This is a genomic window from Litorivicinus lipolyticus (assembly GCF_009650135.1).
In the GTDB taxonomy this organism is placed as follows: Bacteria; Pseudomonadota; Gammaproteobacteria; order Pseudomonadales; family Litorivicinaceae; genus Litorivicinus; species Litorivicinus lipolyticus.
This window is the reverse complement of the sequence record NZ_CP045871.1, coordinates 1,570,555-1,585,515: the sequence shown is the minus strand read 5'-3', so window position 1 is coordinate 1,585,515 and position 14,961 is coordinate 1,570,555. Positions and strand designations below refer to the sequence as shown.

At 54.6% G+C, this 14,961-nt stretch carries 16 protein-coding genes and 5 tRNA genes; 11 read left to right on the top strand and 10 right to left on the bottom strand.

Going from position 1 to position 14,961, the window contains the following annotated elements:
* Positions 1 to 4 precede the first annotated feature (4 nt).
* The 7 genes from GH975_RS07955 (at position 5) to GH975_RS07925 (ending at position 2,963) form a co-directional block, all read left to right on the top strand.
* A tRNA-Glu gene (locus GH975_RS07955) sits at positions 5 to 80 on the top strand.
* 13 nt (positions 81 to 93) lie between these two features.
* A tRNA-Gly gene (locus GH975_RS07950) sits at positions 94 to 169 on the top strand.
* Positions 170 to 197: 28 nt separating this feature from the next.
* A tRNA-Glu gene (locus GH975_RS07945) sits at positions 198 to 273 on the top strand.
* 18 nt (positions 274 to 291) lie between these two features.
* Positions 292 to 367, top strand: a tRNA-Gly gene (locus GH975_RS07940).
* Between the two features lie 72 nt (positions 368 to 439).
* Positions 440 to 1,387, top strand: a complete 948-nt coding sequence (locus GH975_RS07935; RefSeq protein WP_153714009.1) for an ABC transporter ATP-binding protein — start codon at positions 440 to 442, stop codon at positions 1,385 to 1,387.
* Positions 1,384 to 2,154: an ABC transporter permease gene (locus tag GH975_RS07930; RefSeq protein ID WP_153714008.1), complete on the top strand. Its 771-nt coding sequence runs from the start codon at positions 1,384 to 1,386 to the stop codon at positions 2,152 to 2,154. Before GH975_RS07935 ends, GH975_RS07930 begins: the two co-directional genes overlap by 4 nt.
* Positions 2,151 to 2,963, top strand: a complete 813-nt coding sequence (locus GH975_RS07925; protein WP_153714007.1) for an NADPH-dependent 7-cyano-7-deazaguanine reductase QueF — start codon at positions 2,151 to 2,153, stop codon at positions 2,961 to 2,963. The genes GH975_RS07930 and GH975_RS07925 overlap by 4 nt, the downstream gene beginning before the upstream one ends.
* On the opposite strand, the gene GH975_RS07920 is transcribed toward GH975_RS07925, so the two are convergent.
* Positions 2,902 to 4,098 carry an adenylate/guanylate cyclase domain-containing protein gene (locus tag GH975_RS07920; RefSeq protein WP_153714006.1) on the bottom strand — a complete coding sequence of 399 codons (1,197 nt, stop codon included), beginning with the start codon at positions 4,096 to 4,098 and terminating at the stop codon, positions 2,902 to 2,904. The two genes, GH975_RS07925 and GH975_RS07920, sit on opposite strands and share 62 nt — an antisense overlap.
* 139 nt (positions 4,099 to 4,237) lie before the next feature.
* Here GH975_RS07920 and GH975_RS07915 point away from each other — a divergent pair, with 139 nt between their 5' ends.
* Together GH975_RS07915 and GH975_RS07910 are read left to right on the top strand one after the other, a co-directional pair.
* A complete protein-coding gene (locus GH975_RS07915) occupies positions 4,238 to 4,789 on the top strand; it encodes a nitroreductase family protein (RefSeq protein WP_153714005.1) in 552 nt (183 codons plus the stop codon).
* A 582-nt stretch (positions 4,790 to 5,371) separates the two neighbouring features.
* Positions 5,372 to 5,459: transfer RNA gene (locus GH975_RS07910), tRNA-Ser, on the top strand.
* Between the two features lie 501 nt (positions 5,460 to 5,960).
* Here the strand turns inward: GH975_RS07910 and GH975_RS07905 are convergent.
* Positions 5,961 to 7,079, bottom strand: a complete 1,119-nt coding sequence (locus GH975_RS07905) for a serine hydrolase domain-containing protein (RefSeq protein WP_153714004.1) — start codon at positions 7,077 to 7,079, stop codon at positions 5,961 to 5,963.
* Positions 7,080 to 7,391: 312 nt separating this feature from the next.
* Here GH975_RS07905 and GH975_RS07900 point away from each other — a divergent pair, with 312 nt between their 5' ends.
* A complete protein-coding gene (locus GH975_RS07900) occupies positions 7,392 to 8,030 on the top strand; it encodes a hypothetical protein (protein ID WP_153714003.1) in 639 nt (212 codons plus the stop codon).
* 35 nt (positions 8,031 to 8,065) lie between these two features.
* Here the strand turns inward: GH975_RS07900 and GH975_RS07895 are convergent, their stop codons facing one another.
* The 3 genes from GH975_RS07895 to GH975_RS07885 all read right to left on the bottom strand — a co-directional run bounded on the left by GH975_RS07895 (position 8,066) and on the right by GH975_RS07885 (position 9,269).
* Positions 8,066 to 8,617, bottom strand: a complete 552-nt coding sequence (locus tag GH975_RS07895; protein ID WP_153714002.1) for an alpha/beta fold hydrolase — start codon at positions 8,615 to 8,617, stop codon at positions 8,066 to 8,068.
* Between the two features lie 233 nt (positions 8,618 to 8,850).
* Positions 8,851 to 9,072 carry a glycosyl hydrolase-related protein gene (locus GH975_RS07890; RefSeq protein WP_153714001.1) on the bottom strand — a complete coding sequence of 74 codons (222 nt, stop codon included), beginning with the start codon at positions 9,070 to 9,072 and terminating at the stop codon, positions 8,851 to 8,853.
* Positions 9,069 to 9,269, bottom strand: a complete 201-nt coding sequence (locus tag GH975_RS07885; protein ID WP_211365789.1) for a glycoside hydrolase family 38 C-terminal domain-containing protein — start codon at positions 9,267 to 9,269, stop codon at positions 9,069 to 9,071. The genes GH975_RS07890 and GH975_RS07885 overlap by 4 nt, the downstream gene beginning before the upstream one ends.
* A gap of 212 nt (positions 9,270 to 9,481) precedes the next feature.
* Here GH975_RS07885 and GH975_RS12040 point away from each other — a divergent pair, with 212 nt between their 5' ends.
* Entirely contained in the window at positions 9,482 to 9,874 is a 393-nt protein-coding gene (locus GH975_RS12040; RefSeq protein ID WP_153713999.1) for a phosphoheptose isomerase family protein, read from the top strand.
* Here the strand turns inward: GH975_RS12040 and GH975_RS07875 are convergent.
* Genes GH975_RS07875 through GH975_RS07855 form a run of 5 tightly spaced genes read right to left on the bottom strand, consistent with a single transcriptional unit; the run spans position 9,864 to position 14,844 of the window.
* Positions 9,864 to 10,802, bottom strand: coding sequence for a hydroxymethylglutaryl-CoA lyase (locus tag GH975_RS07875; protein ID WP_153713998.1), 939 nt, complete (start codon positions 10,800 to 10,802; stop codon positions 9,864 to 9,866). The two genes, GH975_RS12040 and GH975_RS07875, sit on opposite strands and share 11 nt — an antisense overlap.
* A 3-nt stretch (positions 10,803 to 10,805) precedes the next feature.
* Positions 10,806 to 12,005, bottom strand: a complete 1,200-nt coding sequence (locus GH975_RS07870; RefSeq protein ID WP_153713997.1) for a CaiB/BaiF CoA transferase family protein — start codon at positions 12,003 to 12,005, stop codon at positions 10,806 to 10,808.
* 9 nt (positions 12,006 to 12,014) lie between these two features.
* Positions 12,015 to 13,316 carry a TRAP transporter large permease gene (locus GH975_RS07865; protein WP_153713996.1) on the bottom strand — a complete coding sequence of 434 codons (1,302 nt, stop codon included), beginning with the start codon at positions 13,314 to 13,316 and terminating at the stop codon, positions 12,015 to 12,017.
* Positions 13,316 to 13,795 (bottom strand): TRAP transporter small permease, encoded by a 480-nt coding sequence (locus GH975_RS07860; RefSeq protein ID WP_153713995.1) that lies wholly within the window; start codon positions 13,793 to 13,795, stop codon positions 13,316 to 13,318. Before GH975_RS07860 ends, GH975_RS07865 begins: the two co-directional genes overlap by 1 nt.
* 50 nt (positions 13,796 to 13,845) lie before the next feature.
* Positions 13,846 to 14,844, bottom strand: coding sequence for a TRAP transporter substrate-binding protein (locus GH975_RS07855; RefSeq protein WP_170272591.1), 999 nt, complete (start codon positions 14,842 to 14,844; stop codon positions 13,846 to 13,848).
* Positions 14,845 to 14,961 lie beyond the last annotated feature (117 nt).

Below are 14,961 nucleotides of genomic sequence, written 5' to 3'. Positions count from 1 at the left end.
CAACGTCCCGTTCGTCTAGTGGCCTAGGACTCCGCCCTTTCACGGCGGCAACAGGGGTTCGAGTCCCCTACGGGATGCCAATCGTTGAAAAATGCGGGATTAGCTCAGTTGGTAGAGCGGTACCTTGCCAAGGTACAGGTCGTCGGTTCGAACCCGATATCCCGCTCCATTTTTCAACGCGTTTTGTTATGTACTATGTCCCGTTCGTCTAGTGGCCTAGGACTCCGCCCTTTCACGGCGGCAACAGGGGTTCGAGTCCCCTACGGGATGCCAATTTCCTAACGGAAAAAGGCGGGATTAGCTCAGTTGGTAGAGCGGTACCTTGCCAAGGTACAGGTCGTCGGTTCGAACCCGATATCCCGCTCCAAATTCAAAAACCACCGAAAGGTGGTTTTTTTATGTCCAGAACTAATATCCTAGCGACCGCCAAGGAGACTCCATGACACAAGTGTTAAATACGCCGGCCCTTCGGATCGAAGGACTGCGCAAGGTCTATGACGACGGTTTTGAGGCCCTCAAGGGCATCGACCTGACGGTGCCGCAGGGCGAGTTTTACGCGGTGCTGGGGCCCAATGGTGCAGGCAAGTCGACCATGATTGGCATTGTCTGCTCGTTGGTCCGCAAGACTGCCGGAAAGGTTTGGATCAACGGCATTGATGTGGATATCGATTTTGCCGCGGCCAAGCGCAGCGTCGGCGTGGTGCCCCAGGAATTTAACTTTAGTTTGTTTGAAAAGGTGCGTGACATCGTTTTGAACAGCGCAGGCTACCAGGGCATCCCGCGCAGTGAAGCTGCGGATCGTGCTGATTATTTCCTGGACCGATTGGGGCTTTACAGCAAGCGCAACACACAAAGTCGCGGGTTGTCCGGCGGCATGAAGCGTCGGCTGATGATCGCCCGGGCGTTGGTTCACGACCCAAAGCTATTGATTTTGGACGAGCCAACCGCTGGCGTCGACATTCAGTTGCGTCGCGGCATGATGGATTTCTTGGCTGAATTGAACGAAACCCAAGGAACTACGATTATCTTGACGACGCACTACCTCGAAGAGGCGGAAGCGCTGTGCCGTAAGGTTGCGATCATTAACCGAGGCGAGATCGTCGAGGATACTGACACCAAGTCGTTGCTGTCTCAGTTAAACACGGTGACCTTTGTTTTGGATCTTACATCCCGACTTAACAAAGCCCCTCAACTAGCTGAATTTAAAACTAATTTAGTCGATGAAATGACCTTGGAAGTGGTTCTGGAGAAAGGGCAAGAGTTGAATCAGTTGTTTGCCGAACTGAGCGCGGCGGGAATCGGCATCCAGTCCATGCGCAACAAGTCGAACCGCCTCGAAGAGCTGTTCATCGGTTTGACCGGGCAGCCCACGGAGGTGTCGTCATGAATGCCATGTGGTTGACCGCGTTCCGTACGATTTTGCGTCGGGAAATTGTTCGATTTACGCGCATTTGGGTGCAAACCTTGGTGCCGCCTGCGATCACGATGACGCTGTACTTTGTGATTTTTGGCAGCCTGATCGGCCGTCGAATCGGCGATATGGGCGGGATGGATTACATGACCTTTATCGTGCCGGGGCTGATCATGATGAGTGTGATCACCAACAGCTACGCGAACGTGTCATCGAGCTTTTTCAGCGCCAAGTTTCAGAACTTTATCGAAGAAATGTTGGTCGCGGCGGTGCCTGAACAGATCATCTTGTGGGGCTACATCTGCGCCGGCGTGGTGCGCGGCTTGTTGGTCGGCAGCGTGGTCGTGGTGGTGTCGCTGTTCTTTACCGATTTAAATATCCACAGCTACCCGGTGGTAATCCTGGTCGGGCTGATGACCGCGATTTTGTTCAGTATCATGGGCTTTATTAATGGGGTGTTTGCCAACAGTTTCGATGACATCAGTATCGTGCCGACTTTTGTGCTGACGCCGCTGACCTACCTGGGGGGCGTGTTTTTTAGTGTCAGCCTATTACCGGGTTTTTGGCAACACGTGGCGCTGGCAAACCCGATTTTGTACATGGTTAACGCGTTTCGCTACGGGATGCTGGGCCAGTCGGACATTGGCTTGGGCGTGGCGCTGTCATTGATGACCGTGTTTACCGTGGCGGCGTATTTTTACGCCAACTACCTATTAAAGCGTGGTGCTGGGGTGCGTAAATGAACCTTGAAGAACTTGGGCTGCCGCTGGGCCAAATTGTCGCTCAGCCGGACGACTACAGCGCGGATCATCTGGCACCGGTGCCACGCGATTGGGCGCGCCAAAAAGAGGGTGTCGATGCTGCGGTGATGGACGGTGTCGATGTCTGGAACCTGTGGGAGCTGTCGTGGCTGGACCTAGATGGCAAACCGATCCAGGCAACTGGGCAGTTTTTCGTCCCGCACAGTTCACCAAACTTGGTCGAATCAAAGTCGATCAAGCTATATTTCAATAGCATGAACAACCACCGTCTGGGCGGCGATTGGTCGGTGGTCGAGGCTCGCATCGCGGCGGACTTGTCGGCAAAAGCGGGTGCACCCGTGCGGGTTGAGCTGACGGCGGTCGATCAGGGCGTGTTGGGCGGTGTAACGTCGATTGCCGGCGAATGCATTGACCCGGCGGGGTGGATTGACGGCTATCGCTTGGGCCCGGACATTGCCCAGGTCGAGCCGGAGGCGGTCACGCTGTATTCGGATGCCTTTCGCAGTCTGTGCCCGGTGACGGCGCAACCGGACTGGGCCACGGTCATTATCGATTACCAAGGCCCGCGCCTGGACCGTGCCAAGCTGGCGTCGTATCTGGGGTCGTTTCGTAACCACCAAGGCTTTCACGAGGCCTGTTGCGAGCGCATTCTTGGCGAGTTGTTAGCGGTCACCGGTGCCGATAAATTGAGTGTCCAGGCGTGCTTTCTGCGCCGCGGCGGTATCGATATCAATCCGTACCGGTCGACGGCGTTTTGCGAGGCCCCGGCGCGGCGTTTGTCGCGCCAGTAATCCCGACCGCCGGTGCGCTAGCCGCGCCTTGGGCAGCATAGACACTAACTGGGCGGGCGAAGCCCTTGACGTCAATTTCGCCAGCCGGCTCAAAAAACACCCGGTCGTGGAGTAACTTCCAGACGGGGTAGCTGCACAGAATTTGGCCCGGCTCGGCCATCGCTTCCAGGCGGGCGGCCAGGTTGACCTGTTTGCCAATCGCGGTGTATTCCATGCGCTCGGGTGATCCGAAGTTTCCGGTGGTGCAATAGCCGGCGCTGATGCCCATGCGCACTTTCAGCACAGATTGACGCGAACGATCGGACCAGTGTTCGGATAGCACTCGGATGTGACGCTGCATTGCCAGCGCCATTTGGACGCAGTTATGCGCGTTGTCCAGCGGCGTGCTGTCGGCGTCGTCGCCAAAGGTAATCATCAGTGCGTCACCAATGAATTTGTCGACCAGCCCGCCGTGCTCCTGGGCGATGCGACACATGTCCGTGAGGTACTCGTTTAAAAAGTCAGCGGCGTCTTCCGGTTCCATTTCTTCGATGCGATCGGTGAATTCATGGATGTCAGAAAAAAACACCACCAGGTTGCGCCGGCGGTGCAGGATTTGGGTGCGGGTTTTGCCGGATTTCAGTGCGCGGGTGGCCTGCAGGGGCAGGTAAGCGGAAAACTCGCGGATCATGGCGCTGGATTTGGCGCCGCTGCTGCGCTCTCGATCAATGGCTTGGGCCAACCGGGCACGTGAATCGTAGCGTTGGGCAAGGCCAACCAGTGTGAGTAGGGCGGTTATGCCCAGTGCTATCCAGGTGTGCCATTCCAGGGTGACGCTGGGCGGCGGCCGCACTATCAGCACCGCCAGCATGGCGGATAGACTGGCGCCCAATAAGGCCCAGGCCCAAGGGCGTTGAGTGAGGGTGCTGAGCAACAAAGCGGCTGCGGCGTAGCTTGCCAATGACAGTGCCGGTGTGGCGCTGACGGTTAGCACAGCGATGACCAATGCGAGGGCTGTCGTGGCGACGGGCAGCGCGGTGTGAGCTACCAATCGTGCAATGATGTGGCCCAGACCCAGCCCGACAAGGCACAAAATAGCGGGCAAAGCCGGCGTCAGCCAAGTGGCCGCAATCGCGATCGTCGTCAGCAGTGCCATTAGTGGGGCATGCCGATAGTGTTTGTTCACCAGCAGATTTCCTCTTTGCTCATGCAAGCTATATAAGTAGTGTGCGAAGAAACCACGCACTTCGCGTCGTCTATGAGAACTAGGCCACAGGGATAATGAGTACTTACCAATGATTGAAACCTTACTAAGTCGAACTTCGGTGCCCAAGCTGATGGCGCCTGCACCCTCGCCTGAACAGTTAGAGCAGATTATTCAAGCCGCCGCGCGTGCCGCCGACCATGGTCGCCTTCGGCCGTGGCGGTTCATCGTCATTGAGGGGCTGGGGCTGGACAGTTTTGGTCAGCTGATGGTCGATTCCCAACGCGAAAACAACGAGGTCGATGATGAGTTCGCGGCCAAATTAGCCAAGAAGCCCCACCGCGCGCCGATGATTGTAGCGGTGGTGTGCTCGCCAAAGGAGCACCCTAAGGTGCCCGAGATCGAGCAAATCATCAGTGCTGGGGCGGCCGCGCAGTTAATGGTCACGGCAGCGCACGCCATCGGGTTGGGCGCTATGTGGCGCAGCGGTAGCTTGATGTTCACCGAAACCATGGCGCGCGGACTGGGCCTGAATGACGCCGAGTCGTTGGTAGGGCTGGTTTATTTGGGCACGGCCGCCGGCAAGTCGCCGCGCCCGCAACCCTTGGATAGCGCGAATTATGTGTCCTATTATACCGGATAGCGTTGCGCCGTAGGCGCGAAGTGCCTATCATCAGCGCCGTTGAGTGACCAGCGTGCAAACGGTGGGACCCAACACTGAGAGGCGTTGGCCAGGATGGCCGAGTGCCGCGAAGCGCACGATGCGCGAGAGCGGCGACGTAAAGATGCACTAGTTTGTGCGAATTTGCGGCCTCAAACACGGAGAGGTGCCAGAGTGGTCTATGGCACGTTCTGTAAGAATCGCCTGAGAAGGCGAGTCGAGCAGATATCCGACCAGCGTGCAAACGGTGGGACCCAACACGGAGAGGTGCCAGAGTGGTCTATGGCACGTTCTGTAAGAATCGCCTGAGAAGGCGAGTCGAGCAGATATCCGACCAGCGTGCAAACGGTGGGACCCAACACGGAGAGGTGCCAGAGTGGTCTATGGCACGTTCTGTAAGAATCGCCTGAGAAGGCGAGTCGAGCAGATATCCGACCAGCGTGCAAACGGTGGGACCCAACACGGAGAGGTGCCAGAGTGGTCTATGGCACGTTCTGTAAGAATCGCCTGAGAAGGCGAGTCGAGCAGATATCCGACCAGCGTGCAAACGGTGGGACCCAACACGGAGAGGTGCCAGAGTGGTCTATTGGGCTCGCCTGGAAAGCGACGCGGTGGAAACGCCACCAGGGTTCAAATCCCTGTCTCTCCGCCAAACAATACTCTGAGGAGTCTGCTACTGCAGGCTTTTTTAGTTTTAGACTGTCGTGTTTTGAATTTTTGTACCAGTAATTGTACCGCTACTTGCCGATAGGCCCTTCAACAAATTTGGTACTCGATCCCGGAGCACGACACTAAACCTTTGTTCGGCCAGGCTTCTTCCACAGCAACCTAAACAGGGGGCGGGGATGGGCTTTTCCGGCTTTTGGTACTGTTAGTACCTGCGCATACATATTAGAAGCCGAATTTAAGAAAATGAGCTTTCGGGGCGGACTTGCTGAGTGTAATACCCCCGGAAATTAACGGGACTTTTGACTAGAGCGTTTTATGATGAGTACAGTTCTTACGAACAAGGCCGTTCGCCCGGCACACTCGTTAGACGCGGTCAATAAGGAGTGATTTGTAGACACAAACTGGACACAACGGGCAGCAAGCGCTTTCGGCAATCCGTTGTTTTTAATTGAGAAAATAGAATGTGGCGGAGGCAGCTTTAGCTTCACTGAGGCAAGAGTTCTGCTATTTTCCCAATATTAGAGAATAAATTACCAGCTTTGTAATTTTCATTAACAGAGATGGTCAATAAAACTGTATTGGTCTTTTCGTCTAAAACCAAGAATTGCCCCCCATGTCCTTGTAAAACCATAGTGGGTTGGCTATGTACATCGAAAACCCAAGATTGATAACCATATCTTGAACCATTTTTCTTGCCCGTATTCAATGATTTGCTTACGCCTTCATTAAAGAATTTTCCCAGGCAGGTGTCTGATTTCTTTTGTTTCAGCAAAAATTGTCCAAAATTTGCCCAGTCTCTAGCTGTCATTGTAAGGTCAGAATATGAGACTGTTGTGCCAGATTTATCGGCAGTCCATTGCATGAAGCCGCTTTCACTAAATTGACTGTAGAGAGTTTTCTGAAAATACTGGGCTAGTGGTTTTTTTACTATATCTTCTACTAAGACCGATAATGCCAAGGAGTCCGATGAATGATAATTCATCTTTGTTCCTGCTTCTCTTGCGGCAGAGGTATAAAATTTAATCGCATCTCTTACATCTGCTTTGCCTGAAAATTTTTGAACGCCGCGTGCTTTTTGGTTGAATTTTTTCTCATCGGAACGCCCTAACATACTAACTCCACTGTTCATTTGAAGGATGTTACGTATAGATACATCTGAATAGGGTGTGTTTGCCAAGAAAGGTGAGTAATCTCTAGCAGGGTCGTCTAGCGTCCTGATTTTACCGCCACATAACAAGGCACCAATGGATGCTGAAATAGCAGTCTTACTCATTGACATGCCCGTCAGGGGGGTATTGCTATCAATCTCTCGTTTGGATGCGTAACGCTCATAAATAATGTCGCCATCACGTATTATAATTGCAGCAAGATTCATCTTATCAGCGAGAATTTTATCAAATTTTTTATCGGCTATGCTGGTCGTTTCACCGTTAGGAGTTTCTCCATATGCAAAATAATTCACATCAAAAGAATCAAGTTTTCCTGTGACACTCAATTGAGAAAATGCCTTGATATTTCGCATCATCTTTTTAGGAGGGTGGTCAGCTAATACTTGATTTGAATAAAAAGTAACAGCAATAACCACTAATAAAATTTTTCTCAATGTGTTTCACCTCAATCATAGTGTGGGCAACTCTTCCACCCACGCTCAGTTCAAAATAATCCTTGAAGATCAATAGGGTGATTTAATGTTTTTAAGGAGAATGGTGCTGCCAGCGTGTGGTAGTTGCATCCCCCAAAGTACCAGTCACTACTGATCTTAAGGAATATCAGCATGCTAAAAAAAACCACTAGGCATCCGTCAATACGCTCAGAGACTATACTATGTGTGCACCAAGGTAAAAGCAGATAGAAACACAGAGAAATGGGTGTCAGGATGTTTTAGCAAAAATAGTAAGGAAAATGGGGTAACGTTTTGACGACCTATGTACGGCCAGTATCAATAGCATTCGCCGACGTCGAGGCCATCGCTTCTTACGTCGCCAGTAATCTTGAATCCCGACGGGAAGTGATTAAGGAAATCGGGTTGCTCAAACTTGCCCTTGAGGGGTTTGATGCGGAGACCAGCCTGTATCGCTTGGAGCTCGATGACCCCGAGTTTACTAGGCTCAGCTTTTTGATTGGTGAGGATCGCTTGACTCGACAGGGCCCTCCAACCCTCAATAGCACCTTGTCGTTCACGTATGTTCACTATAGTGAGCAAACCAAGGTTGGCAGGCTTTATTCCCAGGTAACAAATTGTTTTTCGCGTGTTTCGACTTGGGCCTACCGAAGCTCAAATCGGTCTCCACTGAGAATGACGTTGCTCGTTATGCTGACAGGGTACGGTGTCGCATCAGTCGCTCTTCTTGCCAGTGTCATTTACCGAGGTCAGAATTGGGTTCCTGAGCTAACGCTTATGTTGGCTGGAGGCTCGGTTACATTTGTGCATTGGTCGTTGGCACGGTTTCAGATTTCGAGCCTGATTGGGCAGGTATTGAATGTAGGCGGCGAACTTGCGCTGGTCTGCTACGTGGCATTTCTAATTTCAGAATTATTGTCGGTCCGTATTTAAATTGGCATTTAAAGCATAGAAAAGGAACTCGCTCGTTACGCCTTTATGTTTAGTGCGTTTAGAAGTTGCTGAACATCTGCAGCCGGTAGCTCATGTTGGCTTTTCACGAAGGTTATCTGAGCCCCTAGTGCGCTCTCTAAAGCGATTACACCCTGAACCGGCACTTGCCAATCATCGTTGCCACTGACCACACCAACTCGACCGAGCGGCTTGGGAAAGCTGTTTTGATCGATTGCTTTGGCTAATTGACGTGCTCCGGGCACGCGGTAGGTCGAGAACCCGACCTGGATTTGTCGATAGGCTGGACTGACCAGCGCCAAGGTTCCGGGAAACGGTGGCAGTCCCATCAAACTAGATAGGCAAAGGTGGGAGCCATAAGAGTGTGCGACGACGATCGAACTGGGCTCGAAGTGCCCTGCGATGAGGTCATCTCGGATCATGCTCAGCTGCGCTTGAAAGTCTAAGCTTTCAAAACCGTCGTGCAGTGAGCGGCCTGCGACCTGATATCCCCGAGCGGTCAGTTCGGCGCCAAGTCGACCGTTTAGGCGTGCGCCACGGCCGGGTAAAAAATAGAGAGGTTTCAACATTCAGTCTCATTTTAAAGAATCCTGGCACCGCCCATCAATGGATCTCTGCACCGTTCTATCGAAGCCCGGCTCGAATGCCTCAGGTCAGCTGTAGCACCCGCAACGTCAAGACTTGAAACGGCGCCAAAGAAAAGGTTGTGCCGGATTCATCCAAGTCTCTTTCTAACAGGTCACAGGTCACAGGTCACAGGTCACAGGTCACAGGTCACAGGTCACAGGTCACAGGTCACAGGTCACAGGTCACAGGCAACGGCTGAGTGGCGCAGCGTCAGGGTGCCGGCCTGTCCATAGGCCTCGAATGCCCGAACTATTAGGCCGTTACCGTCCTCCGCCCATTTCACCGTCGCCACGGTGACGCCGGCGCTAGTCGTCCAGCTTGGCCGCTCGCCAAGGTCCGGCAACGCGCGATCCAGGCTAACCGCCGAGTCACTCAACCGGTGGCCATGATCGATCACCTCGCCGCGATGATCGCCGGTATGTTAATCAGCGTTAGCCGCAGCACCCTATCGCGGGCGTCGTAGCCATATTTGCAGTCATTCAGCAGCGCAAAACCAGTGGTGCCGTCGGACAGGTTCACCCAGCGCTGGGCCGGAACCTCGAACATGGCGGCGGCGTCCGCAGTGTCGCGCTGTGTGGGCGTGGACACGAACACGTGTATAGCTCCATGAAGCGGCATCTGGGCACAACACCGAGTGTCTACGTCAATCAAATCCGCATGGCGCACTCGGCCAACGATTTAGGCTCGGGCGCCGTCTGCTTGAAAGGCATGTAAGTGCTCCGGCGCGACGCTTAACACCACCGTCTGTTCAAATTCGTAGCGATGGCTGGCGTCGACGCGCACGATGAACAAGCCACGGAGTAACCATGAAAACCGAACAGTTTGGAGCGTTCCCGGCCCTGGAGGATCAGAGCACGGAGGCGGGGCTGGCGATTATTATTCGCGCCCAAGCGGACGCACTATCTCGGCTTGCTAAGCAAACACAGGGCTTGGCGACGGTGATCGACGCCGCAGTCACACGCTTGCGCGGGACCCATGGTCGATTGGTGTATGTCGGTGCTGGCGCATCCGGGCGCATCGCGGTTCAGGACGGTGTCGAGCTGTGGCCGACCTTGGCGGTTGATCGTGCGCGCGCACTGTTGGCCCAGTCCGGCGGGTCAGTCAAAGTCGCCGCCTGCTTAAACACGGGGCTGTCTCTGAGCGAGGTGGATAGCCGTCTGCGGTTAGCGCAGGGGCGACTGGCCGGCATTATTGATTAGGCGCGTCGGCCAGCGGGTGTGTGGTTTCGCGCGGCCCCGATTCCTTGACCAGCCCGGGAAAACGTTGCCCCAAGATGGCTTCGAGCGCTTTGGTCGTGTTGATGAGTCCCGCCAAGTCGATCGGACAGGAAAAGCCATCACGCAGAAGAGCGTGTGCGAGGTCCTCGCTGCAAATGTTTCCTGTTGCGCCCGGCGCATATGGGCAGCCACCGATACCCCCAAGTGAGGCGTCAAAGCGATGGATTCCGGCGGCAATTGCGGCATAAGCATTGGCCACACCCAGCCCTCGGGTGTTGTGCAAGTGCAGGGTGATTTCAAGTGCTGGGGCCAGCGCACGTAGCCGCGCACATAACTCGTAGACTTGATTGGGGGTGGCCACGCCAATCGTGTCCGCGATCGTGATCGAGCTGACTCCGCGATCCAGATAGCGCTGGACCCAGTCCATCACCTCTTTGACCTCGGTTGCGCCGTTGAACGGGCAACCAAATGCAGTGGCGAGGGTCGCGTTAACCCGCAGGTGCCCGGCGTCAGCCATGATTGAGCCGAACTGTTCAAACGATTGTTTCCGCGTCATTCTCAGATTGGCGAGATTGTGGGCCTCGCTAACGGACATCACGACATTGATTTCATCCAGGTCGGTCGCCAGTGCCCGCTCGAGCCCGCGACGGTTTGGCACCAGCGCCACGTAGTCAACGTTGTGGGCGCGGTCTATTTGCGCCAGCACAGCTTCGGCATCGGCTAACAGCGGCACGGCAGTTGGCGACACAAATGAGGTGACCTCAATTTTCGCAAAACCAAGACCCGAAAGCTGGTTAATGATGCGAACTTTATCGTCCGTGTTGACAAACTGGCCGGCACTTTGCAGGCCATCGCGCATGCCGACTTCCTGGAGCTGAATGGGGTGGGGCGGCGGTTGAACGAAACTCATGGGTTATTCACCTTGGCCGCTGATCTTGCGACGGGTCGGTTCATCGATGCCCATTTCCGACATGATCTCGGCGTTGTGCGCACCCAAGTTGGGTCCAAGCCAGCGTGTCGATCCAGGCGTTTTAGTCAGGCGCGGGACCACCGCTGGAACATACAGATCCAGCCCGGAGGCCAGTTGATGGTGTTCGATTGCGCCGCGTGCTTTGAGCTGGGGGTCGGTGAACACCTCGGCCACTGAGTTAATACCTGAGGCCGGTACCGAGGCCGATTCGAGTACCGAGAGTGCATCCACCAGATCGATCGATGCCGACCAAGCGCCCAGCACTTGATCCAGTTCATCAGCGCCGGCAGCACGACCGTCGTTGTGCTGAAAGCGCGGGTCGGCGGCCACGTCGCTGCGACCGATGGCGGTCATCAGACGTTGGAAAATACTGTCACCGTTGGCCGCAATAACGAGGTAACGCTGATCGCGGGTTGGGTAGGTGTTTGATGGGGCGATGCCAGGGAGCCGCGAACCCGTGCGTTCGCGGACGGTTTGGTCGGCACCGTATTCCGGCACTAAGCTTTCGGTCACTGCCAGCACCGACTCTACCAAGGAAACGTCTACCACCTGGCCTTCGCCACTTTGTTCGGCGTGGCGCAGCGCGATCAGCACGCCGACCACGCCATAAAGTGAGGCCAGCGTATCGCCAATGCTGACACCGGTGCGGACGGGCGCGCGGTCGGGATAGCCAATCAGATAGCGGAGTCCGCCAATGGCCTCGGCAATCGCTGCAAATCCAGGCTTTTGTGCGGCCGGGCCAGTCTGTCCATAGCCTGAGACTCGTAGCATCACCAGTTTGCGATTGACCTGGGATAGGTCTTCCCAACCGATTGACCAGCGCTCTAAGGTTCCGGGGCGAAAGTTTTCAACGACAATATCGGCGCTTTTCGCCAGTTCGCGCACCGTAGCTTGGGCGTCGGGGTCCTTTAGGTTCAGGGTAATGGACTTTTTGTTTCGGCTTTGCGCGTACCACCAAAGCGATGTGTCACCGTCCATTTTGCGCCACTTTCGCAGCGGATCGCCGATCCCTGGCGGCTCAATCTTGATGACCTCCGCACCGAACTGCGCTAGCAGTCCCCCGGCATAGGGGCCTGCAATGAGAGAGCCTAGCTCCAGCACGCGGACGCCATTCAGTGGGCCCTGGGCATGAGTGTCGGTCATGGTGCGCTCCTATCCAAAGGGCAACCAAAGCACAAGGCCTGGGAATGCAGTGAAAAGAACGACCGCGGCCACCAGTATCAAAAAGAACGGAAACGAGCCTCGGGCCACGGTCATGATGGAGGTGTTGCCGGGTGATATGCCTTGGATGACGAATAAGTTGAGGCCGACGGGCGGCGTAATGACCGCCATTTCAGTGACAATGGCCATGACAATGCCGAACCAGATTGGGTCGTAGCTGAATTCCTTGATGATCGGTAACAGCAGTGGGGTAGCAATCAGGATGACCGAGACCACATCCATAAACATGCCCATGATGATCAGCAGACAAAAAATCGCGATCAACACGCTGTACTGGCTGAAGCCCTGCTCAACAATCCAAGCCACCAGGTCTTGCGGAAGGCGCAGCCGCGTCAGCAGGTAGCCAAACACGAGTGCACTGGCCAGGATGGCGAGGATCATACCGGTTGTTCGGGTGGTGTCCCGGACAATGGTTTGCAAGGTATCCCAGTTCAAGTTGCCTTTGTAGATGGCAATCAGCATGGCGCCAAAGCAACCCACCGCCGCGGATTCACTGGGTGTGGCGATGCCAAAGTAGATTGAACCGAGCACGGCAAATACCAGCAACAGTGCCGGTATGGTGACAATCCAAGGATTGTCACCTTCCTCAGTTTCCAGCTCTTCACGCGTCACCGCGGGCATCAACTCAGGTTTCACGTACCCCAGGATCAGCAGGTAAGCCATCATCATCACCGAAATGATGATGCCGGGGATCACACCGGCAATAAACAGGTAGCCAACCGACTCGCCAGCCACCAAACCATACAGAATCAATCCGACGCTCGGTGGTATCAATAGCGCCAAGCTGCCAGCCGAGGCGACCACTCCGGTCGCAATGGACTTGCTGTAGCCGGCTTTTAACATTTCAGGAATCGCGAACTTTCCGATGGTGGCCGCGCCGGCCATAGAGACGCCGCACATGGCGCCGAAAACAGCACAGGCGAAGACACTGGCCACGGCTAGAGATCCGCGTATCCGATACAAACTAATCCGAATGGCGCGGTAGATATCAGAGCCCAGTCCGGAAGCAAAGATAATTTCGCCCATCAAAATAAACAGCGGAACCGCGACCAGTGTAAAAGTGGCCATACGGTCGTACATGACACCGGGTATCGCTGACAGGGCCTCGACCCCTTGGAGCAGTACGATACCGACAACACTAGCCAAGCCCAGCGATACAAACACGGGCGCGCCAATCGCCATCAAGCTGAACAGGGTTGCGATAACCAGTATCGAGATTGTGGTGGAGTCCATTAGGTGTCCTCGTCACGAAGTGTGGCGACGATCTGTCGCAAGCAATCAAACATCAGGGCCAGAAATCCAAGCGGAATGGCTAAATAGGCCAACCACATCGGGAAGGCCAATAACGAAGATGAGGCGGTTTCTGACGCATACGCGTGCCACACCATTTCGGCACCAAACCAGCACACGATGGCCGCGAACAGGGCAGTTAAGGCGAGAGTGCTGAGGTGGCAAAACCGCTGTCCAATGGGGGACAAGCGTGTTGTGAATAAGTCGACCGCGACGTGCCCTTTGGTTTGGGCAATGGCGGCCAATGGTAAGAACCCCATGGCGACCAAAAAGTATTCAGTGATTTCCAATGATGATTGGGTTGGGCTGTTGAATACGTAGCGGGCGATCACTTCAAAACTGACGATGCCAAGCGTGCCAATGATCGCAGCCTGGGCCAATCTCAATGTGACGACGTTGACGAAGTTAAACAAAGTGGTCATGTGGGTACCTCGAGCGGCCGGCACAGCTGTGCCGGCCGCGTGGCGTTGGCTTATTGGTTGTTTTGAGCGAAGTCGATGTAGGCGTTGGCTTCTGGGACCTGCGCGCGCCACCAGTCATAGACAGGGTCAACAGCTTGCTTAAACGAGGCTAGCTCTGCCGGCGTTGCGACGTGATAGTTGACGTTGTTTTCCTCAAACAGGCTTTTCGCGTCGGCCATGTATTCTTCCAACAGCATTAGTTGCTGCTGTCCTCGCTCATTTGCGGCCTCTTCCATGATGGCTTGAATATCCGCCGGCAGCTTGTTCCAGCTGTCGATGTTAATGGCCAGCGCGGTGGCGAAATACGACATGTTGACGACGGTGATGTTGTCGAGCACTTCGTAGAGTTTGCGACCGATACCGGTGATCAGCGGGCGCGAAGTTGCATCGATCGTGCCACGTTGAAGGGCAACGTATAGGTCCCCTGAGCTCATCGACGTTGGCGCTGCGCCGATCAGTTCCATCGCACGGCTTGCGGCAGTCCCGCTGACGGCAATTTTTTTGCCCTGTAAGTCAGACGGCTGCTTGATTTCAAACCCATTGCCGTAGATTTGGTATGGGCCGCCGGCGGCGACATTGAGTACTTTGACGCCACGCTTTTCCATCGCTTGTGAAACACCCAGATCCCATAACCCAGCATCCAGACTGGTTTGCATGGCACGGGGGCTTGGCCATAAGAAGGGCATGCTGGCGATACCTAATTCCGGTATTGCGCCAGTGTTGTAGGTGTCCATCGGCGCGGACATGTCAATATCGCCGCGTTCAAGCGCGGCGAACTCTTCCTTGCCGCCAAATAATTGCTGGGAATGGAATATCTCGATTTCAACACGGCCGCCGGTCCGCTCTTTGACGACTTCTGCGAAGGTGAAAATCGGGTCAATCAAATAGTTGTACGAGGTTGGCCAGTAGGTTGAAAATGTTAGCTTGTGGTCGGGTGCTGCATGAACGCCACCGGCCATCGTTATGGCTAAAACGCCAGCGAGGGCGCTAAATTTTAAGGGCTTAATCATTAGGTATGCTCCGTCGTGTGCTCGATTGTTAGATTTATTCTTGGTATACCAAGCGAATCGATAGTTGCATGGAGAGTTGCGGTCCATCAATCGAAATTCAGATTATTTGCAATAAAT

Coding starts and splice junctions, on each gene's coding strand:
- GH975_RS07935 (WP_153714009.1), top strand. CDS start 440: ATGACACAAGTGTTAAATACGCCGGCCCTTCGGATCGAAGGACTGCGC.
- GH975_RS07930 (WP_153714008.1), top strand. CDS start 1,384: ATGAATGCCATGTGGTTGACCGCGTTCCGTACGATTTTGCGTCGGGAA.
- GH975_RS12040 (WP_153713999.1), top strand. CDS start 9,482: ATGAAAACCGAACAGTTTGGAGCGTTCCCGGCCCTGGAGGATCAGAGC.
- GH975_RS07860 (WP_153713995.1), bottom strand. CDS start 13,795: ATGACCACTTTGTTTAACTTCGTCAACGTCGTCACATTGAGATTGGCC.
- GH975_RS07855 (WP_170272591.1), bottom strand. CDS start 14,844: ATGATTAAGCCCTTAAAATTTAGCGCCCTCGCTGGCGTTTTAGCCATA.
- GH975_RS07915 (WP_153714005.1), top strand. CDS start 4,238: ATGATTGAAACCTTACTAAGTCGAACTTCGGTGCCCAAGCTGATGGCG.
- GH975_RS07875 (WP_153713998.1), bottom strand. CDS start 10,802: ATGAGTTTCGTTCAACCGCCGCCCCACCCCATTCAGCTCCAGGAAGTC.
- GH975_RS07895 (WP_153714002.1), bottom strand. CDS start 8,617: ATGTTGAAACCTCTCTATTTTTTACCCGGCCGTGGCGCACGCCTAAAC.
- GH975_RS07925 (WP_153714007.1), top strand. CDS start 2,151: ATGAACCTTGAAGAACTTGGGCTGCCGCTGGGCCAAATTGTCGCTCAG.
- GH975_RS07920 (WP_153714006.1), bottom strand. CDS start 4,098: ATGGCACTGCTGACGACGATCGCGATTGCGGCCACTTGGCTGACGCCG.
- GH975_RS07865 (WP_153713996.1), bottom strand. CDS start 13,316: ATGGACTCCACCACAATCTCGATACTGGTTATCGCAACCCTGTTCAGC.
- GH975_RS07870 (WP_153713997.1), bottom strand. CDS start 12,005: ATGACCGACACTCATGCCCAGGGCCCACTGAATGGCGTCCGCGTGCTG.